This window comes from Desulfofustis glycolicus DSM 9705, assembly GCF_900130015.1.
Taxonomy (GTDB): domain Bacteria; phylum Desulfobacterota; class Desulfobulbia; order Desulfobulbales; family Desulfocapsaceae; genus Desulfofustis; species Desulfofustis glycolicus.
This window is the reverse complement of the sequence record NZ_FQXS01000025.1, coordinates 1-23,373: the sequence shown is the minus strand read 5'-3', so window position 1 is coordinate 23,373 and position 23,373 is coordinate 1. Positions and strand designations below refer to the sequence as shown.

Genomic DNA, 23,373 nt, shown 5'->3' with positions numbered 1-23,373 from the left:
TCCGGGACCGGCAGGTTCCGGTCCGACTGGGGAAGCCGGCGCTCCGGTCACTGGCTGGAGCGCCGGTGAGACCTGGAGCATACTGAAATTTCATCATAATTGATTGCCGGGTCAGTGTTCCGTATGCTAGGGTTGACCTCGGTTCCGAAATTCTCTCCGCAGCTGTACATAAGCACTGTTCTGGTGAGGGTGATATGGATAAAGGCTTAGACCCATTTTCCAGCAAGGCTCTGGCCACGCTAGCCGGCGCCGTGACGGTCCAGGGATTGCTGCAGCGCACCCGCGAACTGCTCCGTACAACGTGTCCGGTTTCCCTGACGGCGCTTTATTGCGTTGATCCCGACAGCGCGGTCGTGCGTCTGGGCGGGTTGGCCGATCAGGATGGCGGCCGACGAGATGAGCGCGAACTGGGTGATACGCCGGACATCATCAGAGCAGTGCAGACCATCGGGGCGCCGATTCAGCTGGCACGTCGTGCGTCACTGTCGGCGGCGGCGAAACCGCTGGTGCAACACGGCCTGATTGCCGGAGATGCATCGCTGATCATCATCCGGCTCATTATCGATGAATCGCTGTTCTCATTGCTGTTTGTCTCGGCCGAACCGGGAAAAGAGTTTACCGCCGAGCATGGTCGGGTCTGCAAATCGTTGCGACTGCCGTTGGCGATCAGCCTGGGCCATTGTCTGAAGCATGATCGCCTGCGCGATCGGTGTCGCTGTTTCGAGGCAGATATCGATTACCTAGGTCGCTCCCGCTTTGAAGGCGAGGGCGTCGAAGTGATCGGCGCAGACCTGGGATTGCGCACGGTGATGAACGAGATCCGGCGGGTGGCCGGCAGCGACTGTCCGCTACTGATCCGTGGTGAGCCAGGTGTCGGCAAGGGATTGCTGGCCAAGACCAGTCATTTTTTATCGGCGCGCCAGCGACGACCCTATCTGGAGTGCCAGCTCAGGTTGGTTCCGGAGGGGCAGCGCGGGGGGACACTTTTCGGCGGCCCTGAACCTGCGGGTAGCGGCGGGCCGGATCGGCGAGCTGGCCTGTTTCCCCGGGCAACCGGAGGGACGGTGGCGCTGCGCGGTGTCGAGTCACTGGCCGCTCCGCTCCGGCAGCGGCTGCGCGGTATCATCGAAGGCGGCGCGGACCTCCAGGTCCGGACCGGGGTGCGCTGTATGCTACTTGACGATCGGTGTGGCGAGCGATCGGAGGGTTTGCCGGTGCTGTCCGGTACATCGTCGATCGTGACCATCGACGTGCCGCCGTTGCGCGAGCGACGGGAGGACATCCCGCGGCTGCTCCACTATTTCCTGGAACGGGTCTGCCTCGGCAGCAACCGGCAGCTGCCGGTCATCGACCAGGCTTCGCTGCAGCGCTGTCTCGACTATCATTGGCCCGGCAACGTCGGGGAACTGCGCGCCGTTGTTGAGCGAGCTTTATTACTGACGACTGAAGAGGTGCTGCGGCTGCCCATAGGAGTGGAGCAAGAGGCCAGGCAGGGCGGATCGGCTAAATTGGTTCACCTCGATCGTCTGGTTGCCGATCACATCAGGCGGGCGCTGCAGGCGACCGGGGGGAAAATCGCCGGGCCGGATGGTGCCGCAGCCCTGCTCGGGGTCAATCCATCGACGCTGCGCAAGCGGATGCGAAAATTGCAGATTCCCTTCGGGCGTGGCGTTACGTACTGACTTTTGGACTGCCGGTATGTGCCGGCCGTCCGGAGGATATCGGCAGGGGGCGATTGCGGCACGACCCGAGCTGCCGATCTCGGTTACTCGCGTTGTTCGTCGATCTTCTGTATTCCGTCCATGACCATGCCCATGAAGCTGCCAATCGGGGGGCGCGATGTTAACTCTTTCGGAATCCCTTTCGTGTAGCTGAAGTGACCGTTTGTTGTGTCGAGCAGGGCATAAACGGCCTGTTTGTCGCGAGCGTCGCGAAAGCGTGCGTGGACGATTTCGCCCTCTTGAAAATAGACGGCTGCCTTCCCCTGATCGAGCACGAGAATCACCGTTCCGGTCTTTCGGGAGGAGTTGATCAGCTGAAACAGGTCGACGGCCGATATCTCCGCCAATTCCCCGGTCATGCCGGAGGTGATCTGGCCGGATCGCAGGCTCTTCGACTGGGCCCGGTCCACCAGTAGTTTGAAGAGGAACAGCTGCAGGACCGGGTATTTTTTCAACACATGCTTGAAATTTTTGGCACTGAGCATTGCCACCTGGGTGACGGACAGGGTGTGTACCGAGTTGCTGGCCGGTTCACCGGACAGCAGGCTCATCTCGCCGAAGATCTTGCCCTCGCCCATCTCGGCGATTCGTTTGCCGTCGTCGGCGATAACCGCCACCTGGCCCTGCAGCACGATATAAAGAGAACTGCCGGGATCGCCCTTGCGGATGATCATCTTGCCGAGCGGGATCGTACGGAGCTCAAGGAGCAGGGTCAGATCGCTCAGTGCGTCGTCGTCGAGCGGTTCGAAGATATCGAGATTGCGCAGAATGCCGAAGAACTGATCGAGATGTTGCCGCCGTCGCCGCTCTTCCGTTTCGTTGAGCAGCTTCATTTGAAGCGTAGCGAAATCACGTTCCTTTTTGAACTCGAAGCTGATCAGGCCGTCGCATCCCCCGCAGGTAAAGCGGGATTTTTGGCCGCCCATCGTCTGAAATCCACCGAAGGCATCCCGTGAGGAGATGATGCGCGCGATTTCTTGGGAGAGGTAGAGGCATCCCGGCTTGAAGGAAGGGAGCGACAGACAGAATTGCTCGACCTTGATCTCCTCGCCCACGTTATAGACGGGGCATGACTGCTCCTCGGTGACGATGAAGATCGCATCGCGAAATTTTCTGCCGGCCTTGTTCATGCCCTGCTCCCGCGGTCCGGATTCGGCTGGGACCGATGTGCATTATTATGCTAAGTCAACAGGTTATCGGGGTCATGGTGAAACAATACGTTGATTCCGTCAAGATAAAGTTGTCAGGGGTCGAGAGTTTTTCGGTCCAGCCGAAGATTATTGTGTCTTTCCCGGATGCTTCAACCGCCCGGATAGTTGGGGTGTTGCTGCCGGAAACGGTGATGAGGTTTCCGACAAAGCTGTGCGGGCGGACAAGTACGGAATTTTACTGTTTCTGCTCGATCTTCCGGAAGCACGGAATGCAGAGCGTCTGGCCCCCGAGACGGCGGGTACGGGATTCCATCGTCGTTTCCGAACAGGCGGCGCAGGTCAGGCTCTGCAGGATCCGCGCCGGCCGGGGCGGGCTCTGCTCGAGGTGCTCGACGCTAAACAGCTCGGACAGCGGCAGGTTCATGATCTGTTCCTCGCTGCGCTGCCGCATCTCGCTGAGCCGCAGCTGGTCGGTGCTAGACAATTCCCCGGTCAGGCTGTCGGCCATCAGCCGGGTCATTTCCTGCCGCTCGTCCTCCGTCTGGTAGTCCATCAGGACCAGGCGGATACCGCGATCGTTCGTTCGGTCAAAAAATGAAAAAGCCATCTTGCCGTAGTCGCGATGGATCAGGTTGCCTTTGCCGAAGGTGCAGCCGGTCAGAAACTGGATGGCATCGACACCGCACATGTCGGTTTCCGTGATGCAGACCAGCGAGGCACCCGGGGTGTCCGGAAACTCACGGGTGGTCAGCTCGGCGGCACGGATGCCGATGGCCAGGCCGGGACAGCGATGACCGTGAAAGCTGACGACCTGGTCGATGGTCGAAGCGGAATAGCTGCAGTTCATGGAGACCTCCTGGAGGGTGTTCAGTGATTGGTGTGGTGCGGCAGAATAACCGTTTGCTGGTCGAGACGGTGAATGGTTACCGGGACGCCATAGACATCTTCGATGATTTTCTCGGTCAGCTCGGCGCTGCTGCCGACGCTGTGGATCCTGCCGTCTTTCAGAAAACAGAAGCGATCGCCGTAGCGCAGGGCACTGTTCAGATCGTGCATGGTCATCACCGCGGCGATCCGGTGTTCGGTGACGATCCGCCGGATGATCGAGAGGATGGTCACCTGGTTTTTCAGATCGAGCGATGCGGTCGGCTCATCGAGCAGGAGCAGGCGGGGTTCCTGGACGAGGGCCCGGGCGATGGCGACCTTCTGCAACTCGCCGCCGCTCAGTTCATCGATGAAGCGCAGTGCCAGGCGATCCATGGCCAGCAGCGACAATGCCCCGTCGACGATCTTCAAGTCCCGCCTGGCGACCCGCCACCCCATGTGCGGTTTGCGGCCCATCAGCACGGCGTCGAAGACGGTGAGACGGGCCGTTTCGGTGCGCTGGGCGACATAGCCGATATGGCGTCCGATTTCTTCGGTTTTCATGGTCAGCACATTTCGGTTTTCGACGAGTACCGTGCCGGCGGTCGGGCGGTGGATGGTGTTGAGGCATTTGATCAAGGTGGTTTTACCGACCCCGTTGGGTCCGAGGATGGCGAGCAGTTCACCCGGTGCCACCGCCAGATCGATCTGCCGGAGAATCGGGGAACCGTTGTAGGCAAAGGCCAGATTGTTGATGGCGAGACTCATCGATGATTACTCCTGCGGATAATTAACCAGAAAAATGCCGGCGCGCCAAGAAAAGCGGTGAGTACCGAGACCGGCAGTACATGCGGCATCAGGATCAGCCGGGCCATAGTATCGGAGAGAAGCAGCAGCAACGCACCGACAAGCAGGGAGGCGGGCAGCAGAAACCGGTGATCGGAGCCGATGAACCGCCGGACCAAGTGAGGGACGATCAGGCCGATAAAGCCGATGATCCCGAGAAAAGCGATAATGACAGCGGTGAGCAGTGAAGCGAGCAGCATCCCGAGCAGACGCAATCGATCGACACGCACGCCAAGCCCCTTGGCGGTTTCGTCACCGGTGTCGATGGCATTGTAGTTCCAGCAGTTAAGCAAAAAATAGACACTGCAGCCGGCCAGGACTACGGTGATGAACAGGAGTTCCGGCCAGCTGCCCCGGGCGGTATCGCCAAAAGTCCAGAAGACCATGGCGGCCAGTTGGACATCGTCGGCAAAGAATTGCAGGAACATGGTGCCGGCGGTAAACAGGGCGCCGAGCGCGACGCCGGTCAGTACCATGATCTCCGGAGTGGCGCCGCGTAGTCGGGCGATGGCGATGATCAGCGCCGCTGCCAGCAGACTGAAAACAAACGCAGAGCCGGTGGTCAGATAGGGATTGGTGATCGAGACGGCACCGGCGCTGGTCGAGCTCATCGTGCCGCTGCCGAGCAGCATGACCGACAGGGCGGCGCCGAAAGCGGCGGCATGGGAGATGCCGAGCGTAAACGGGGAACCGAGCGGGTTGCGCAGAATCGATTGCATCACCGCGCCGGCGACGGCCAGTCCGGCGCCGCTGGCCATTGCCGCCAATGCCTGCGGCAGTCTGATATGCCAGACGATCGCTTCGACTTGGTGCGATGTCTCCGCCCCAACCAGAGCGCGGGCCACATCGGCGATGGGCAGCCGGGCCGCGCCCAGTGAGACGGCAACCAGCAAGGCCGCCAATAGCACGATGGCGAGGAGCAGGATCAGGCCGATCTTCCTGCCGATATAAGCCTGATAAGCGTCCGGAACGGTGCCGTGATCAAGATGCATGGGCGGTTTAGCGAAGTGGGATTGCGGCAAATGCCAGGTCGCCGAACAGACGGTTCATCTCGTCAAAGACCGGACGGCCGACCAGAAAGCTATAGATGTCGTCCGCTGTGCGGCGCGGGTCGATGTCGGCAAAACGTTCGGGATAGAGCACACTGCCGACATAATAGGCGTTTGCCAGGATCGATCCGTGATTACTGGTGTACCAGTTATACGGCAGAACACCGTAGACCCGGTCTTCCCTGACGGCGGTCAGGGTCCGGTAGGCGGGATCGTTTTGCAACTCATAGAGACCGCCGGCCTCATCGCCCATTTGCAGGGTGGACAGGTCGAGGAAGAGGATATCGGGGTCCCAGACCACGATCTGCTCTTTGGCGATGGTGGTATTGCTCAACTCTTTTGCTGTCATTGCTTCATCATAGGCCAGGTTGTAGGCGTTGACGAATTGGAAGGGGGGATAGGTCGGCTCGGTGGAGTTGAACCCGTGCGGCCCCTTGAAGGCGACACCGCCGAGCAGTACTGACGGACGTTGGTCTGCGGGAACGGTGGCTGTTCGCTGCTGCAGATCAGTGATGGTGGCATCAAAAAAATCGATCAGCTCCTCGGCTCGCTGCTCTCTGCCGAGTACGATGCCCATCAGCTGCAGTGTTTGATAGAATTGGTTGCGCAGCGAACTCAGGTTGCCGTAATTCAACACGACAACCGGGATGCCGGTTTTCTGCTGCAGTTCGACCGGGTCGTGGCCCATGGTCGAGTAGGTCTTGAAAATGACCTGGGGTCCCGGAGACAGCGACAGAATCAATTCCGGATTGTCATGACCGCGAAACTGGCCGAAGATCGGCAGCGTTTGGTATCGGGAGATTGCGAGCGCATACGGGCGGGCGTCAAAGGTGTTTCGTTTGGACTCGATGTCATCGACGGCTACCACCAATTCTTCGGCCTGCAGAAAGGTGAGCAGGCGCAGACAGCCAGGTCCTGAGCAGATAACACGCTCTACCCGGTCTGGAACGGTCACCTTGCGGTCCAGCGCATCGATGACGGTTCGTGCCGATGCAGATGCTACCAACACGATGAAAAGGAAAAAAATAATGATTGAATTCGAGTAATAATGCATAATCTTTCCGTAGTGTGAAGATAATTAATATGTTATTATGCGTATTCGCTCATAACATGGGAGGCCGTTGCCGGTCAAGGTAAATCATATTTTCTGAAGATCCGTGTTACCGAGAGCGTCGACCACTGTCTTTTGCCGCTTGCTATTGATGATCCCGATGCGTCAGCAACTATTCATCGGCAACATCTATTGGCGCACGGTGTCGACATGTGCTAGTAATTTGAACAAGAAAGAAACCAAACTGCGGTTGGAACGATGAGCGAAGAACAAACCAGACTGACCAGGACCGTCAAAGGCGCCGGTTGAGCATCTAAACTGGCGCCAGGGGACCTGGACCAGGCATTGTGTGGACTGGAGATACCGACCGACGAGCGGGTTCTGATCGGCATCGGTACTGCCGATGATGCCGGCGTGTATAAAGTTTCCGAAGAACTGGCCCTGATACAGACCGTGGATTTTTTTACCCCGATTGTTGACGATCCATACGCCTTTGGCCGGATCGCGGCGGCTAACGCCCTGTCTGACGTCTATGCCATGGGCGGCCAGCCGAAAACAGCGATGAACATCGTCGCCTTTCCGGCGCAGAAACTGCCGATGGAGGTATTGCGCCAGACCCTGGCCGGTGGCATGGAGACACTGAAACGGGCTGGCGTTGCCCTGATCGGCGGCCACAGTATCGAGGACGACGAGTTTAAATACGGTCTCTCGGTTACCGGCTTTATCCACCCGGAGCGGATTCTGGCCAACCGTGGTCTGCGCCTCGGTGATCGGCTGATCCTGACCAAACCGCTCGGCACCGGCATCATCAATACCGCGATAAAAGGCGGTCTTGCCTCGGAACAGACGGTGGCCGAGGTTACCGAGCAGATGGCTGCCCTGAACGACACGGCGGCCCGGATCATGGCCGGCTGCAACGTTTCCGCATGTACCGATATCACCGGTTTCGGCCTGCTCGGTCATCTGGCCGAGATGATCGACACCACCGGAGCGGCCGTGCGTATCGACAGCGCCCAGGTACCGCTGCTGGCCGAGGCCCTTGAATTCGCTCGCATCGGCTTCGTGCCTGCGGGCGCCTATCGTAACAAGACCTTCCGCGGTCATCTGGTCGACCTGCAGCCGGGCGTCGATCCGATTCTGCTTGATGTCTTTTTTGACCCACAGACGTCCGGCGGCCTGCTCTTCGGCTGCCCTGCCGAGGCGGTTGAGCGAGTCCTCGACCAATTGCGAGCAGCCGGCATCGTTCGCGCGGCGGCTATCGGTGAAGTGATCGATGCCGGCCGGGAAGCACTCATTATTGCCTGAGAAAATAGAACATGGCCACACAAAAGAATCTCGATGCCCGGGGGCTGACCTGCCCGTCTCCGGTGTTGCTCGTCAAGGATGCCCTGGAAGCGGAAACGGTGCCCCAGTCGCTGAGTGTGCAGGTCGATAACGAGGCTGCCCGGGAAAACGTCACGCGCTTCCTGCAATCCCGTGGCTTTACTGTCAATTCGACCGCCGACGGGGACGACTGGGTTATTACCGCCACCGGCGGTGCTGCAGGCGCCCCTGCCCCCGAAGCGGTACCTCGGCCGGCACCGGCCGCTGGCACCCGGAAAATCATGGTGGTGGTCGCCGCAACGGCGATGGGGCGCGGCGATGACGTGCTTGGCGAAAAACTGTTGATCAGCTATCTCAAAACGCTTGAAGAGATGGGCCCCGAACTCTGGCGGCTGGTCTTCATCAATGGCGGTGTCAAACTGACCGTGACCGGTTCCCCGGTACTTGAGGAACTGCAGGCCTATGAGAGAAACGGCCTGCTCATCCTCGCCTGCGGTACCTGCCTGGAACATTTCAAGCTGACAGCTGACAAACAGGTGGGCCAGACTACCAATATGCTTGATATCGTCACCGCGATGCAGCTGGCCGACTCGGTCATCACCCTCGGATAAGACTCAGCCAACGGCATCGTCTCATTCAACGGCGAAATCTCATTAAACGGTAGGACAGGTATTAACCTGTCCTCCGCTCACATCCAGGTCCACTCCCCTGTTGGGGCCTCCCTGCGATGCAGCCTTGCGGCACAGTCAACAATCGAGCCGGTTATAACGACCATTTTCATTGTCTGTTGTGACCTCCAGCCACCGGAGTTAGACAAAAACTGGCAAAACCGCTCCGACATCCTTACAGTAACAGGGAGTTGCCGACAAGTTGCCAAACACGAACGGTCCCCAGGTCAGTAACGATGCAACGCGCCGACGAGCGCGCTATCGATGCCGGGAGCCGGGTGAACCAGGTTATAGGAGCTGCATCGTTTCGGGGCGAGGGAAGAAGAGAGCTGAATCATGGAGGAAGACAAGAATACGTCCGCTCGACACGACGCCTTTCACACAATGGCGGTAAAGCAAGCGCTGGAGAGACTGCACAGCGACAGGGAAGGCTTATCCTCGGAAACAGCGTCTGAGCGTTTGGCCGCTACCGGCCCGAACCGCCTTTCTGAACCGTCGCCTGAACCGCTGTTGAAGCGGTTTTTTAAACACTTTCACGATATGTTGATCTACGTGCTGCTGGTCTCAGCGGTAATCACCGCGTTGCTTAAACACTGGATCGATACCGGGGTCATCCTTGGGGTCGTGCTGATCAACGCGGTTATCGGTTTTATCCAGGAAGGCAAGGCCGAGCAGGCGCTGGCCGGCATCCGGAAAATGTTGTCGCCCAAGGCCCGGGTGCGGCGCGACGGCACCTGGCAGGAGTTGGCGGCAGACCAATTGGTGCCCGGCGATGTCGTACGACTCCGCTCCGGTGATCGAGTCCCGGCCGATCTGCGTCTATTTGAGACGATAAATCTACGTATCGAGGAATCGGCATTGACCGGTGAGTCGGAGCCGAGCGAAAAACAGGTCGAACCGGTCGACGACCATGCCGGTATCGGGGATCGCTCCTGCATGGCCTATTCCGGTACCTTGGTGGCCGGCGGGCGGGGCGTCGGTGTGGTGACCGCCACCGGCGGAGCTACCGAGATCGGCCGGATTACCGACATGATTGCCGATGTGGAAAAGCTGACCACGCCGTTGACCCGGCAGATGAATCGGTTCGGCACGGTCCTCTCGGGAGCGATTGTCGCCTTGGCTTTGGTGCTGATGCTCGTCGGCCGGTTGCTGCATGGTTTCGAACTTACCGACTTGCTGTTTGCCGCCATCGGTTTTGCCGTGGCTGCCATTCCTGAAGGATTGCCGGCCGTTCTGACGATCACCCTGGCTCTCGGTGTCCAGCGTATGGCCAAACACCAGGCGATCACCAGAAAACTCAACGCCATCGAGACACTCGGCGCGGTCACCGTAATCTGTTCCGACAAGACCGGTACCCTGACGAAAAATGAGATGACCGTTCGTGAGGTCGTGACGGCGGCAAGCGCTTATGAGGTTACCGGCACTGGTTATGCCCCGGACGGTACGATCGAGGTGGACGACGAGCAGGTATCGTTGTCTGTGCGCACCGATCTGCAGCCGCTGGTGACGGCCATGGCCGTCTGTAACGACAGCGAATTGATCGAGGAAGACGGGCAGTGGCGAGTCCTTGGGGAGCCGACCGAAGGTGCCTTGCACGCTCTTGCCGGCAAGGCCGGTTTTGCGGACGAAGGCTATCGACGGGTCGATGTTATTCCATTCGAGTCGGAGAACAAGTTCATGGCCACCTTGAACCGGTTCCCCGACGAATCGTTGCAGATCCTGGTCAAAGGCGCGTCGGACCGATTGCTCGATCGTAGCCGGCAGCAGCTATCGGCCGAAGGCACCACGGAACCGCTTGACCGGTCGTTCTGGGAAGAGCAGATCGAGGAGCTGAGCGGCCAAGGGTTGCGGGTTCTGGCCGCTGCCGGCCGTCCGGCACCGGATTCGGTGAGTGATCGTCTGACGATGGACGATATCGATCAGGAACTGGTCTTCTACGGCTTGGTTGGCATCATTGATCCACCCCGACCCGAGGCGATTGAAGCGATTCGGATCTGCCGGCAGGCCGGCATCAGGGTCAAGATGATTACCGGTGACCATGCCGGCACGGCAGTGGCCATCGGCAGGGAAATGGGGTTGCTCGACGGCGACGGCCGGGCTGTCGAGGGCGGTGAGCTGGAAGAGGCATCCGACGAGACGATGCGTACCCTGGCTGCCGAGTACGATATCTTCGCCCGCACCAGTCCGGAGCACAAACTGCGCCTGGTCAAGGCGCTGCAGGCTAACAGTGAGGTGGTCGCGATGACCGGTGACGGGGTTAACGACGCCCCGGCGCTGAAACGGGCCGATGTCGGGGTGGCCATGGGTATCAAGGGGACCGAGGCCACCAAGGAAGCCGCCGATATCGTGTTGGCCGACGATAACTTTCTCTCCATCGAGCGGGCCGTGGAAGAGGGCCGCACCATTTACGATAACCTGCGCAAGGCGATTCTTTTCATACTGCCCACCAACGGCGCCGAAGGGCTGGTCATCCTGGCGGCGGTCCTGTTCGGCCTGGTCTTGCCGTTGACCCCGGTGCAGATTCTCTGGGTCAATATGGTGACTGCGGTTACCCTGGCCCTGGCGCTGGCCTTCGAGCCGACGGAACCGGGGGTGATGGACCGACCGCCGCGCCAGGCCGACGAGCCGATTCTCGGCCCGTTGCTGATCTGGCGCATTGCCTTCGTCTCGCTGGTGATCGGCAGTGCTACCATTGCCGTCTTCCTGCTGGCCGGCCGCTGGCAGATGCCGATTGAGCAGGCGCGGACCATGGCGGTCAACACCCTGGTCTTCGGGCAGGTATTCTACCTGTTCAATGCACGGTTTATCGAGCAGTCGAGTCTGCGGCTGACGTTATGGTTCGCCAATCCGGTGGTCTGGCTGGCGGTCGGTCTGCTGCTCGGTTTTCAGGTGCTCTTCACCCACGCACCATTGATGCAGCTGTGGTTCGGCTCAGCCGATCTGACACTTCGCGACTGGTTGATCACCGTGGCCATCGGTTGCGGGGTATTTCTGCTGGTGGAAGGACAGAAGACAGTCAGCCGGCATTTTCAACGGAGGCGTGCGACGGCCTGACGAGTTGGCCTGTAACTTGCTTTTTTGGGGGACAGAGTAGAATAAGCTCTCTGTCCCCGAGCCCCGCTCCTTTACTCCGGAACCTTGCTTGCCCGCAGGAGCTTGAGATAGTCGTGCATCTCCTGGAGGTTTTTATTCTGGGTCCAGCGGCCATCGGCAAATACACCGTAATCGGCCCCGCCCATGGCGGTGGCAAAGCGTACCGAATTGCCAAAGAAGAGCCACTGTTCAACCCACTTGAGTTCGATCGCCTCGTCAAAGGGGTTAGCTCCTTGCGGGATTCCCGTGGCAAGTCCTTCTTCCCAAGCCTCGCTGAGAATTTTTGTTGCCTGCAGGGTCATATGGTTAGCGGTTTCGATGGACTTATCCAGGCGGAGGAAGTGACCGTCAACCCATTGCCTGCTATGACAACCGAGACAAACCGCCTCCATCGTCGCCTGGCGACCGGCCATCTCTTCTTCATCAATGAGAAACTCGCTCACGGGAGTGCCGTCCAACTCGGTGGGTAGATTGAGCCCCGCAGAGTTGACGATTATCGTGGTATCAGCCGATATCGGGTGGGGATGGGCGTAGGGCAGGCCGAAAATCCGCCAGGGGAGCCGGTCATTCATGCGATGGCTCCGCTTGGCAAGGAGTTCACCTTGCTCATCGATCACTTCGCTGGCGTGGCAGGTGGCACAGGTCGGCGCGGTAAAATCCTTGCCGATTGTCCAGGGGACTGCTTGATAATCCCAGTAGGTGTCCATTGCTTTCTGGATATTGCCGTGAACACTGACTGAATAGACTTTATAGGCGGGGACGTCCGGCCCTTTGTGACACTGGCCGCAGGTGTAGGGTTTGCGTGCCATTTCGATGGAGAACTGGTGCCGGGTGTGGCAGGAAGAGCAGGCGCCGCTGCTGCCGTCGGGGTTGAGTCTGCCGACCCCGGTATTGGGCCAGTTGGAAAGGGTGGGGAAATCCATTTCACCCATCTCTGTGTCACGAGTCTCTGAGCCGATCACTTTGACATCGGTGCCATGACAGGCGAGACACGAGTCGGCATCGCTGATCGGGTCGGAACCGTGGAAGGCCATCACCCCCTGCTCATAGACATGCATGCCGTTGGTGCTGTCGACCATCATCTGATAAACCGGGTTGTTGACCAGATTACCATAGGCCTGTCCCATCAGGTTATCGGCAAACTCCTCGACTTCCACCGGGTGACAACCTGCGCAGTCGGCCGGAGAAACCACCGTGTGGATGGTGAAACCGTTGTGCTCGAAACTGTCCGGATGCCCCTCGGCATTCAGCGTATGGCATTCGGCGCAGCCGACCACCGTGTCTGCCAATCCGTCGGGCACCGTTTCCGTCGAGATCCGGCGTTGTTGCGGTTCCTGCGTCAGCGCCTCGGCGGGAATCACCCGGGCATGGCGGCTGCCCCGCCAGTCGCCGACAATTCCTGGCGTCACAATCGCATGACAATCGATACAGGCCTCGCTGTCAGCACTTAACTCGGCAGCCGACAAGCCGGCCGGGATTGCCGACAGTGCGCTGATCAGCAGAAAATGAACTACGGTCTTAGAGAATGGTTTGATCGACATTTTTTCTTCCTCGGGTTATTGGACAAACGGGGCAGGCGTTTCTTCTTCTCTTTGTTTTGTAGTATAGCAAATCGACCACTCCTTCTCCAATAAATCAAAAAAATCGTTAACCAGTGCGATAGTTGGGGTTAAGGAAAACAGAGATAGGGTCCATGACACATCCGTGATATCGGTGGACTTGTCTTGGCAGCGGTGCTGCACAGTTCGATACATCCTTCCGGGATATCCGACGATCATTCAAAAATATTTAGAATCATTGGAATAATCGTGTATGAGACAGGTAGATGTCACTTTTATCTTGCTACTATAAAGATAGCATGCTATTTAATACGTAGCGCGCGCTGATTTTACCAGTGTCTCAGCCTGACGTGTCTCATCTCGCGGTGCTGGGGCAGGGAGTGAATGATTCTAAAAAAGGAGAAACAGACATGCCTATCATTTCAGTGGCACTTGGCGAGGGTCAGACCTCGACAAAGCAGAGAGAAGAACTCATCCGTCGTTTGACCTCGGTCGCCATCGACATTACCAAGCTGCCTGCACAAGCTTTCACCGTGTTGATCAATGAATTGCCGAACGACAACATCGGCGTGGCTGGAAAGACGTTGGCCGAATTGAGGGGAAGCGGAGCATTATAGCGCGGAAATGCCCTTTCATTTTTCCTGCCGGAGCGCTATTTTTATCGTAGCGTTGCACGATCAATAGTTGACTGCCGGAGGACAGAGAAATGGCAATTCCACGGCCGGGTAAACCGGTGCGGGGCTCCCAATCGGGAGCCCCGATCATGGCAGCTTTCGATTTGCTGGGCAGGAGGTGGGCCATGGGCATTATCTGGAATCTCAGCAGCGGACCTGCTACGTTCAGGGGTCTGCAGGCTGCCTGTGAAACGATTTCCCCTTCGATCCTGAACCGACGCCTCAAGGATTTGCGTGAGGCCCGCCTGGTTGAACGAACGCTGGACGGCTATCAATTGACGGAGAGCGGCTCTGCGTTGTTCCGTCATTTGCATCCCCTCGGTGATTGGGCGATCGGTTGGGCCAGATTGGTTGCCGACGAGGAAGAGTGAGGACGAAGGCCCGCCCGGGTATGGATAGTCATCAAAACAAAGAGGAAACGAGCAGCGCACGCCGCTGATTAAAAAGCTCATGCCATCTCCTTGGAATCTGCAAGATCCTTTTATGCCGTACTTCGGACCCGTGCCGGCGGATCACGGGCCGGTATACTGGTTTGTTTTCAGCAACTCGCAGCTTTTGCTGGCCAGAAACGCTGCGGGACAGCCAGTCATCCCGTATGGCGAGAACCTACCGATCCCTGAAGCATGTACCGGCTATGCGCGGCGTATTGGCACCTATCGCCAATCCGATTGCATCGTCGTTGATTGTGCCGGAGATTGTGCGTGTCAGCAATATGGCTTGGAGCCGATCGGTCTACGCCAGGCGGCCGATCTGCTCGGCAACGAGTTATGGTTGATCGCCGGACGTGCCGATCAGATCCTGACCTGGCACCGGAGTCATGTATTTTGCGGGAGTTGCGGCACGCGGCTCACCGAAAAGAGCGGGGAGGCGGTAAAAGTCTGCAGCGCCTGCGCGGCAACGGCTTACCCCCGATTGGCGCCGGCGGTGATCATGGCCGTTATCCGCGATGATGCGATTCTGCTTGGCAGGGCACCTCGGTTCCCCGCCGGCATGTACAGCACCCTGGCCGGATTCGTCGAACCGGGGGAGACCCTTGAGGGGGCAGTCGCCCGGGAAATTGGTGAAGAGGTGGGCATCGAAGTGAACGGCATCACCTATGTCGCCAGTCAGCCCTGGCCGTTTCCCTACTCCCTGATGGTCGGCTTCACCTGCCGCTATCTGCGCGGCGAGATCCGGGTGAATCGGGACGAACTCGAGGACGCCGCCTGGTTCACCGCCGATCGGCTGCCCCGGCTGCCGCCGCGGATCAGCATTGCCCGGTTTCTTATTGAACAGTTCCTGGCAGAGCAAAGAAAAACTGGTATTTGACAATCGCAATCACTGCTGGTGCGCTGGTGATACCTTCGAGGCAGCAAGGGATGAGGTGCCCTTCCGTCTGCCACGCTCCAACAAATCGCTGCAGCAAATGAAGATCGTGAGATACATTCTTGTCCTACTTCATGTGTTGTTGTGGTCGGTTGGCCTTCACGCCGAGCCGGGTGTCGATATCGTGCCGGTTCGGAAAGGTGAACGGAAGCGATCTGGCAACTGGTGGAGATGAATACGCCAATTATCATCGATCCCTAACAACGTCTCATTTCGCTTCGGAACGTCCCGCCACAGAACTTCTTTTCAAAATCCGTATCTTTTTTCAGGAAAAACGAGAGAGTGAGGTGGTCTGTCAGAAAATTGTCAGATCCTCTTGGTAAGCTGAATACTTTTTGAGGTCAAGTAATCACATTCAGTTGCACCGAGGGGAAGAGTGATGCCGCGCCGCATTCGTGTGATCATACCGGGGATAACCGTCCATGTTATTCATCGGGGGCGCTTGCGGCAGCCGTGCTTCTGGGCCGCTGACGATTATCTCCTCTATCTCGATTTGCTCAAAGAATATGCTCTTCCATCCGGGTGCCTGATTCACGCCTATGCACTGCTGCCGACCCATGTTCATCTCTTGTTTACCCCGTTGGCGAAGACCAGCCCCTCAACCATGATGAAACAGGTCGGGCAGCGATATACCAATCATGTCAACAGCACTTATCGGCGGCAGGGACCGCTTTGGGAAAGCCGGTTTCGCTCCTGCCTGGTGCAGGGTGGAAACCATGTCCTGCTCTGTCAGAGGTATATAGAAAGCAACCCCCTCCGTAACGGCCTGGTCACCGATCCGGCAGAATACCGGTGGACCAGCTATCGTGCCAACAGATGCGGTGAACGCTCGAATGTCATTGTGCCGCATCCTGATTATCGGCATCTCGGGACCACGGATGACACGCGGCAGAAAACCTATGGCGATCTTTTTCGAGACGCTTTGGCCCCAAAGCTGGAGCAACAGATCACCAGGTTTACCAATGGTTGTTACCTTTTCGGGGATGAGTCGTTTGTCTCCGACTTCTCATACTTGTTTGATAGCCAATGACCGATAACGCAGCGTTGTTCTACGTCCCTGACGGGTATGACACCTCCGGCAGCAAGCTCATGGGCCGCCAGGCGGCGGGGGAAGCCTTCCTGCGTGGTTTTGCCGGTTTTGCCGATATCGACCGGCTGGTATGCTGCAGTCACGATGCCACTTGTTACGACAGGTTCCGCCAACAGCTGGCTTTCTTTCGGCAGGATACCCTCACTGAGGTTTTGCGGCCACCGTTGCCGACCCAATATGTTTCCAGCAGCGACCATGTATCATTGAGCAAAATCGGTTGCCTCTTTTATCCTTCGCCGGCACTCGCTCCGCTGGCGTGGGGGCGGCGGGGTGTTCAGTCTGCCGCCTACAGTTTATGCGGCATCACCCACACGACGGCATCGCTTGCCATCATGGATGCGCTGGCAGAGTTGATTGTCGCGCCGCTGGAACCATGGGATGCAGTCATTTGCACGTCACACGCGGTGAAGAAAATGGTGGAGCATTTCTTCCAAGGATACGCTGCGGATCTGCAGCAGCGTTTTGGCTCCAGCGTTTGCTTTCGTGGTCAGCTCCCGGTCATTCCGCTGGGGGTGGATTGCCGGCAGTTCGACCGGAGAAGAGAGGAATATAAGAAGGGATTGCCTGCGACCGGCATCACGGCGTTTGATGAGTTGCTGTCATCGAGAAACGAAGAGGAGGTCCGGGTTCTGTTCGTCGGCCGGCTCGCGTTCCATGCCAAGGCGCATCCGTTGCCGATGTATCTGGCCCTGGAGGAGGTCGCTCGTCGTTCGACAAAGAACATTCATCTCATTTTGGCCGGATGGTTTGCCAACGACTCGATCCGTCAAACCTTTGTTGACGGTGCCGAACGATTCTGTCCTTCAGTTACCCTTACCCTTCTCGACGGCCGGCTAAAGCTGGTACGCGAGTATGTCTGGTATACGGCCGATATCTTTTGCTCGTTGTCCGACAATATTCAGGAAACCTTCGGCATCACGCCGCTCGAGGCGATGGCGGCAACCCTTCCGGTGGTAGTTACCGATTGGAACGGGTATCGGGAAACCGTCAAAGACGGTCAGGACGGCTTTCGCATCCCCACAGCACAGCCGCCGTCGGGGTGCGCTGAGCATATCGCCCAGGCATACGCCAACCGATCGCTCAATTATGATCGCTATATCGGTTATTTGTAGCAGACCGTGGCGGTGGATATCGATGCGTTGACGGAAAAACTTCTGATCCTGGTTGAGTCCGCCGACCTGAGAGAGAAGATGGGCCGGGCAGGGGCGCAGCACGTGGCCCAGAATTTCGACTGGCGCCATATCGTTCGACACTATCAAGACCTGTGGCACGAGCTTGGCCATATCAGGCAGGGCAACAATCAACGCCTGCAGAGACCGACCGTACCTACCGCCAACAGCAGTTCATGCATGCCCGTCAATGCAACCTCCTTCGACAAGACCAACTATATCTCACAGAATCCCTCGCGTCCTGATCCCCTTGCCCTGTTTTCCCATTACCCGACATTGACCTTAACCCCTGATACATCTGTGGAAATACGAAAGAGCGAGGCACGAAAAGAATGGTCGACACGTTGTTCACACCCTCTGTTCAGTTTTGCCCGCCCGGTCATGTGCGATGATCGGACCATCGGACAGATACTTGAAAAACTCGAAACACAAAAGAGCATTTCAGTTGGCGAACTTGTTCATAAATTGCAACCGGTCCAAAAAACCAGGGTGGTATTAACCGTCATGTGGCTGATGAAAATGGGAGTGATTTTGTTCCCGGAAACGAGGGAAGCAGGAACGAAAACGGGAAAGCACCGATGCTGATCAGCCAGTGAATAAATATGTCTGGCAGAGACCAGTCACCTATCAATATATAGCAGTATTTACAATTTTCCGGCAAGCGCAGTAAGGGATTGCGGCGGAAAAGGAGGGGGCAGACCTCGAATCTCCATATAACGAACTGAAACCAAATAGAATTTTTTTTTGGTGAGCGGATAATAATAAAAAATGGAGCAAAGCCTTTACTGGTAAGGGAAGATGGCCAGATGGTGTTCGACATACCGGAATCATGTGGTTTTTTGCTGTTGACCGGGTGTTCTTTTGTATGGTAGGCAAAATGAAGTTTCCCAGCGTCGGAAGACGAACGAAGAGTCGGGCATATATGACTGCCTTAAAAATCCAGGTGCCGTTTCAGGAGAAAGTGAACGGGAATCGCAGGCAAATATATGACTGTTACCACAAAGTGGAATCCCATTAACCCTGGATGAAGTTTTCTTCTGACCTCATTAACCGTGGGTTTTGTCAAAGGTGCGGGACTAGGAGCAAGTGAAAACATTGCACGACATGGCCGTTATTCGGAGCTCGTATTTTAAATATTAAATCAAAATAGGTAATTATGCAATTTTCTCTTCATTTGTTTGGAGGGTTATTTTTTCTCCTCTGCACCATAGCGCTTCTCTTTTTCTACTTTGTTGTTCCATATGTTTTAGTGGCAGGATTGAACCATTTTCGCAAGATAAGTAAAATGAAGAAAGCCGGAGATTCTTTGGAAGGATTTCGCTTTAAATGGCAAAGACATAGGAGGATTCTTTTTCTTATAGTAATTATTCTCATAGCCTTTAACTCGTCGCTGTATCTTCGACAGCGCTCTGAATGGATTGGAGCGGATAACGCCAATCTTGAAGCCAAAGAATATTTTGTTGCCGGGCAGGTAGTTTTTTTCCACAGGAAGTTGGCCAGTGTTTTTTTTGGCCATCCAGATAGATTTAACATCTTGGTTCCTCTCAACCTTTTGCAAAGAACTATATATAACTTGGGAGTCAGCAAGCTTCCTGAAGAAGATGGAGAAAAAGGTGTTTGGGCGGACTTGTGGTTTGTCTATATCTACTCAAAAAACAACGAACTACCTCATAATATATTCAGCGATAGAGAACTGGGGTACGAACAGTTCAAGGGCATAAATGGCGAGATTGTAACGGATGAAGATGCTTTGCTTGGCAAAACTCCACTGTTGCCCAAAAAAAACAAATATATGGATCTTGTCTGGTTTTGCTTGGAAACGATGGCAACTAAACACTTTGCCGATCCGAAAATAGAGGAGTTCCATTATTTGAGGAATTTTGCTGGAGAGGCACAGTACTATGCCTATAACGCCCCTCGTAGCTATACGAAAATGTATAAAAACTCGAGACGTTTCTATGCACAGATGCCGGAGTTGACAGCCAGGGATGAAAAGTTGGCAGTTTGGCTCCGCGATTTGCCGGATAAGTGGCAACAATCAAATAAAGTAACAGCTTTCATTCAAAAAAAACCAAAAGTCGATGCCATGCGGCAGATGGGATTGATAATGACCCTTGTCAATGTTTTTGATGCCCGAATATGGGCACGTCATTTTGACTGTAGTGATAAATATCTTGGTTACCTGCGCGATGCCAGGAGAGAGTTTGTTGACGGCAGGGGAAATAGCCCTCCTTCATGGGATCAGATGCAGAATAAACAAACGGCGAAGATGTTCTATGAAATTGCCATTAATTCTGACATTGCCAGATTCACCAACTTCATAACAGAAAAGAAATGTGGTGATCCGTTACCTGGGGAAGAAGATATGAGAGAATTCCAGGGAGAATCAATATCACCAAGAGACGCAAGAAAGATGGTTTTACGGAATTTATTTCCATATGAATTGCGGTTGATGGGGATGACGGATGTTTTGGAAGAAAAATATTGGACAAAAACTGTTCATGGATATGAGTGGCGCTGATTTTTAGAATAATCTCATAAAGGGTGGAGTTAAATGGAAGCTAAAAATAGCAATGATCTTTGGGTAGCATTTCGACAAAAAGTCGGAGAAAAGCTTGATGAGATGGGTGTGGATCAGACATCCAAAGATACTATTCTAGCTACGTTGTCAACAGATACTCCGGATTTGATAATTGATTTTACAAATTGGTTCAATGGTGTGGCAACCACTGCAGCTGGCGCACCAAATCTGGGTGTTTTTGTAATAGTCGCAGAAGGAGTTCTTGCTTCTACGACTCTTGATTTGAGCGGGTATGAAGAAGGGCAACCCCGCAATTCCGTATATGAGGTTATTTTTGCTGAAAATTTTGGTGCCATTGTAAGCTATTTTACAGCTAAAGCTGTGCAGGCTTTAGGTGTAGGTGGAAGTGTAATATTACCAGAGTTTTCACCTGCATTGATTGCGTTAGCAGCAGGAGGAAATACACTAGGGTATTTTTTTGGCAACGGAGCCACTGCCCTTTTCCATGAAGGCTGGGATCATGTATTCGGCACCGAGTATACTGCCAGATACAATAGTGATGATGATCATCTTGAGTTAAATGTAAATAATTTGGAACTTGCTTTAGAACAGTATTGGCAAGATAGAGTAGTTACTGTTAAGCATTTGGATACTCAAGGTAATGAGACGGAGACCGAGCATACATTGAAGGATTCAGCTCAATGGACAGTGAGGTTATGGAATGATCAGGTGGGTGGGGATGAGAGCAAGATGCTCAGATTGGAGTACCGAGGGAATGAGGATAGACTTGTAATAAAAAATTCTTCCTCCACAAATAATGGATCAGATTTAACATCTTTTTTCTGGGCAAATAGGGAGGCAACAATTCAACTGCTGAAAAATTTGGTCGATGATTTCACTCTGGATTTTGAAGGTACAAGCAGCAATCTGAAAAACTACATTAATAGTTCCCTACCTTCTCTCACTAGTGCCGCTTTAAGTGGTGACACAGACACAATAGCCGCCCTGCTAAATCTGACTCCTTTCCATGAAGAAAGGGCGGGTTCACCAGCAAACCCAGACGGCCGGTCAGAAAAATATCTCGAAGACCGAGCCGCCTTCCTCTACTACAGCATCCATCCTCTTGAAGCCATTGATTATTTTCAAGATCTGGGGATTCCTTTCACTCTTGAACAACAGCCTGGTCTTCCTGCTCCAAGAAGGAGTATAATTTTCGGCAGTGAAGGCGATGATAGTAGTATCGAGGGCACCAACATTCCAGGTCGTGGCGACAAATTCGATGATCATCTGTACGGCATGGGCGGCAACGATACGATCTATGGCCATGGCGGTAACGATTATCTTGAAGGCGGCAAAGGCCAGGACACGCTGTATGGTGGCTCGGGAAACGATATCTTCTTTATCATGGGTGAAGATGAAGACTACGATATTTTTATCGGTGGCGACGACGAGGACACCATCCAAGGAAGCGCCGGTAACGATACCATCCGACTCCATGAGTTTTTCGGGGAGAAGACGGTTGAATTTATCAACGGTGGTGGCGGGGAGGATATCATCGCCGGTACCGACCTCAATGATACCATCGACCTGTCCGGCACAACACTCATCGGCACCAAGCATATTGAAGGGGGCGATAAGGTCGACACGATCACCGGATCCGCCGGCGACGATACCATCTATGGCGGGGCTGGGGGCGACATCCTTAATGGCGGACTGGGCGATGATACCATCTATGGAGAAGATGATAAGGACACGCTGAGCGGTGGCGGCGGAGTAAACCATCTGCATGGCGGCAGTGGTCTCGATATCTATATCGTCGGTGCGGCAGCGGCGGCGATTGGTGAGACCGACTATATCTCCGATGAAGATAATGACGGCATCATTCGACTTGATGATGGCACGATATTAGGTGGTGTCTGGGAGCAGATTGCCGAGGGCCGCTACCGTCACGAGGGAACCGGGCTTGAAGGAACGACCGGCGGCGGGCGATTTACCATCGAACTGAGCAGCAATAAAACCGCTATTATCGAGAACTGGGAGGACGGACGGTTCGGGATAACGCTGCAGGAGCCTGAAGGGGAGCCAGAGGCCCCGGAACCAGGCAGTTATACCGCTGTGGGGGATTATGAGTGGAAGGTGTTTCATAACGATGATGGCGACCCCTATTATGACTGGGATGATTGGGGGAACTATATCCTTGATTACGAAGCACCGGCCCCTGATAAGGAAGACACCCTCTACGATACCCCGGACAATGATGAACTCTATGGCTATGGTGGTGTCGACTGGTTGTACGCCTATCGCGGCGGAAATGACATCGTCGACGGCGGCGCGGGTGACGACTGGATCGAGAAAGGCGGAGGATGGGGCATCCTCATCGGCGGCGAGGGAAGCGATGCGGTGTTTGGCGACACCGGCAACGATATCCTCTATGCCGACGTCAGGATGAGCGTCGAAGAGATACACGAGGCCTATGCCGATGGGACGGGTACCGGTGCAAGAGGTGACCTGCTGAGCGGGCAGGAAGGAGACGACACCCTGTACGGCTGGCATGGCGACGATATCCTTGCCGGCGGTATCGGCAACGATACAATCTATGGTGGTGCAGGCAACGACACGATAGAAGGTGATGCTCACATGGGCTGGTGGTATGCGCTCGATCCCTGGGAGGTGACCCGGGAGATTGAACCGGGCGACGTAACCATTTACCGGCGTACGTATGGCGGTGGTATTACCTGGTCCTGGGGTGACCCCGCTGATCACGGAAATGATATCATTGATGCCGGTGCGGGTGATGACTGGATCTTTGCCGGTGGCGGGAATGATATTGTCGATGCTGGGACCGGTAACGATGTTGTGTTTGGAGAGCGCGGGAACGATACCATTATGGGGGGCGAGGGAGCGGATAATCTAAATGGTGATGAAGAGGTGGCCCCGGAAATTTGGACAAGCCGTTAAGTGGAAGATCTGCTACCATTTTGACTGGCCAAATGGCTATAACAATGGAGCAGAAACATGGCAAAGAAAAGACGAAGAAAACATTCCGGGGCCTTCAAGGCAAAAGTGGCATTGGCAGCTCTCGCCGGAGACAAGACTCTTGCTGAGCTGGCACAACAGTTCGAGGTTCACCCGAACCAAATTACCCAGTGGAAAAAGCAGTTGAGCGAACATGCCGCCGATGTTTTCGATACCGGCAAGAAAGAAGAGCAACCGATTGATATCAAGGCGT

19 protein-coding genes are annotated in these 23,373 nt (G+C 55.6%); 13 read left to right on the top strand and 6 right to left on the bottom strand.

The window, feature by feature from the left end; all coding sequences use genetic code 11:
* Positions 1 to 194 precede the first annotated feature (194 nt).
* Complete coding sequence (locus BUC26_RS17260; protein ID WP_073378012.1) at positions 195 to 1,682, top strand: sigma-54-dependent transcriptional regulator; 1,488 nt, start codon at positions 195 to 197, stop codon at positions 1,680 to 1,682.
* A gap of 83 nt (positions 1,683 to 1,765) precedes the next feature.
* Here BUC26_RS17260 and BUC26_RS17255 read toward each other — a convergent pair whose 3' ends face one another.
* From BUC26_RS17255 to BUC26_RS17235, 5 genes are all read right to left on the bottom strand, one after another.
* Entirely contained in the window at positions 1,766 to 2,851 is a 1,086-nt protein-coding gene (locus tag BUC26_RS17255) for a cyclic nucleotide-binding domain-containing protein (protein WP_073378010.1), read from the bottom strand.
* 256 nt (positions 2,852 to 3,107) lie between these two features.
* Positions 3,108 to 3,719 (bottom strand): FmdE family protein, encoded by a 612-nt coding sequence (locus BUC26_RS17250; protein WP_073378008.1) that lies wholly within the window; start codon positions 3,717 to 3,719, stop codon positions 3,108 to 3,110.
* 20 nt (positions 3,720 to 3,739) lie between these two features.
* Positions 3,740 to 4,504 carry an ABC transporter ATP-binding protein gene (locus BUC26_RS17245; protein WP_073378006.1) on the bottom strand — a complete coding sequence of 255 codons (765 nt, stop codon included), beginning with the start codon at positions 4,502 to 4,504 and terminating at the stop codon, positions 3,740 to 3,742.
* Positions 4,501 to 5,574, bottom strand: coding sequence for a FecCD family ABC transporter permease (locus BUC26_RS17240; RefSeq protein WP_073378004.1), 1,074 nt, complete (start codon positions 5,572 to 5,574; stop codon positions 4,501 to 4,503). Before BUC26_RS17240 ends, BUC26_RS17245 begins: the two co-directional genes overlap by 4 nt.
* Before the next feature lie 7 nt (positions 5,575 to 5,581).
* On the bottom strand, positions 5,582 to 6,685 hold the full coding sequence (locus BUC26_RS17235) for an iron ABC transporter substrate-binding protein (protein ID WP_073378002.1): 1,104 nt from the start codon (positions 6,683 to 6,685) through the stop codon (positions 5,582 to 5,584).
* Positions 6,686 to 6,940: 255 nt separating this feature from the next.
* Here BUC26_RS17235 and selD point away from each other — a divergent pair, with 255 nt between their 5' ends.
* From selD to BUC26_RS17220, 3 genes are all read left to right on the top strand, one after another.
* Entirely contained in the window at positions 6,941 to 7,987 is a 1,047-nt protein-coding gene (gene selD, locus BUC26_RS17230; RefSeq protein ID WP_084540741.1) for a selenide, water dikinase SelD, read from the top strand.
* A gap of 11 nt (positions 7,988 to 7,998) precedes the next feature.
* Positions 7,999 to 8,616, top strand: a complete 618-nt coding sequence (gene yedF, locus BUC26_RS17225; protein ID WP_073377998.1) for a sulfurtransferase-like selenium metabolism protein YedF — start codon at positions 7,999 to 8,001, stop codon at positions 8,614 to 8,616.
* A 393-nt stretch (positions 8,617 to 9,009) separates the two neighbouring features.
* Complete coding sequence (locus tag BUC26_RS17220) at positions 9,010 to 11,727, top strand: cation-translocating P-type ATPase (protein ID WP_073377996.1); 2,718 nt, start codon at positions 9,010 to 9,012, stop codon at positions 11,725 to 11,727.
* 71 nt (positions 11,728 to 11,798) lie between these two features.
* On the opposite strand, the gene BUC26_RS17215 is transcribed toward BUC26_RS17220, so the two are convergent.
* The gene (locus BUC26_RS17215) at positions 11,799 to 13,307 is read right to left on the bottom strand and encodes a multiheme c-type cytochrome (protein WP_073377994.1); all 1,509 of its coding nucleotides are present in this window, start codon (positions 13,305 to 13,307) and stop codon (positions 11,799 to 11,801) included.
* A 428-nt stretch (positions 13,308 to 13,735) separates the two neighbouring features.
* Here BUC26_RS17215 and dmpI point away from each other — a divergent pair, with 428 nt between their 5' ends.
* From dmpI to BUC26_RS17160, 9 genes are all read left to right on the top strand, one after another.
* A complete protein-coding gene (gene dmpI, locus BUC26_RS17210) occupies positions 13,736 to 13,942 on the top strand; it encodes a 4-oxalocrotonate tautomerase DmpI (RefSeq protein WP_073377992.1) in 207 nt (68 codons plus the stop codon).
* Between the two features lie 146 nt (positions 13,943 to 14,088).
* Positions 14,089 to 14,370 carry a winged helix-turn-helix transcriptional regulator gene (locus BUC26_RS17205; RefSeq protein ID WP_244155890.1) on the top strand — a complete coding sequence of 94 codons (282 nt, stop codon included), beginning with the start codon at positions 14,089 to 14,091 and terminating at the stop codon, positions 14,368 to 14,370.
* A 112-nt stretch (positions 14,371 to 14,482) separates the two neighbouring features.
* Positions 14,483 to 15,307, top strand: coding sequence for an NAD(+) diphosphatase (nudC, locus tag BUC26_RS17200; protein WP_073377988.1), 825 nt, complete (start codon positions 14,483 to 14,485; stop codon positions 15,305 to 15,307).
* A gap of 436 nt (positions 15,308 to 15,743) precedes the next feature.
* Positions 15,744 to 16,394, top strand: coding sequence for a transposase (locus tag BUC26_RS17195; protein ID WP_073377986.1), 651 nt, complete (start codon positions 15,744 to 15,746; stop codon positions 16,392 to 16,394).
* Entirely contained in the window at positions 16,391 to 17,566 is a 1,176-nt protein-coding gene (locus tag BUC26_RS17190; RefSeq protein WP_084540739.1) for a glycosyltransferase family 4 protein, read from the top strand. Before BUC26_RS17195 ends, BUC26_RS17190 begins: the two co-directional genes overlap by 4 nt.
* A 12-nt stretch (positions 17,567 to 17,578) precedes the next feature.
* Positions 17,579 to 18,208, top strand: coding sequence for a glycosyltransferase (locus tag BUC26_RS17185; RefSeq protein WP_073377982.1), 630 nt, complete (start codon positions 17,579 to 17,581; stop codon positions 18,206 to 18,208).
* 700 nt (positions 18,209 to 18,908) lie between these two features.
* Positions 18,909 to 20,144 carry a hypothetical protein gene (locus BUC26_RS17175; protein WP_073377978.1) on the top strand — a complete coding sequence of 412 codons (1,236 nt, stop codon included), beginning with the start codon at positions 18,909 to 18,911 and terminating at the stop codon, positions 20,142 to 20,144.
* Positions 20,145 to 20,177: 33 nt separating this feature from the next.
* Positions 20,178 to 23,102: a calcium-binding protein gene (locus tag BUC26_RS22745; RefSeq protein WP_084540738.1), complete on the top strand. Its 2,925-nt coding sequence runs from the start codon at positions 20,178 to 20,180 to the stop codon at positions 23,100 to 23,102.
* 57 nt (positions 23,103 to 23,159) lie between these two features.
* The coding region (locus BUC26_RS17160) for an IS3 family transposase (RefSeq protein ID WP_073377972.1) at positions 23,160 to 23,373 on the top strand (214 nt) is incomplete at its 3' end.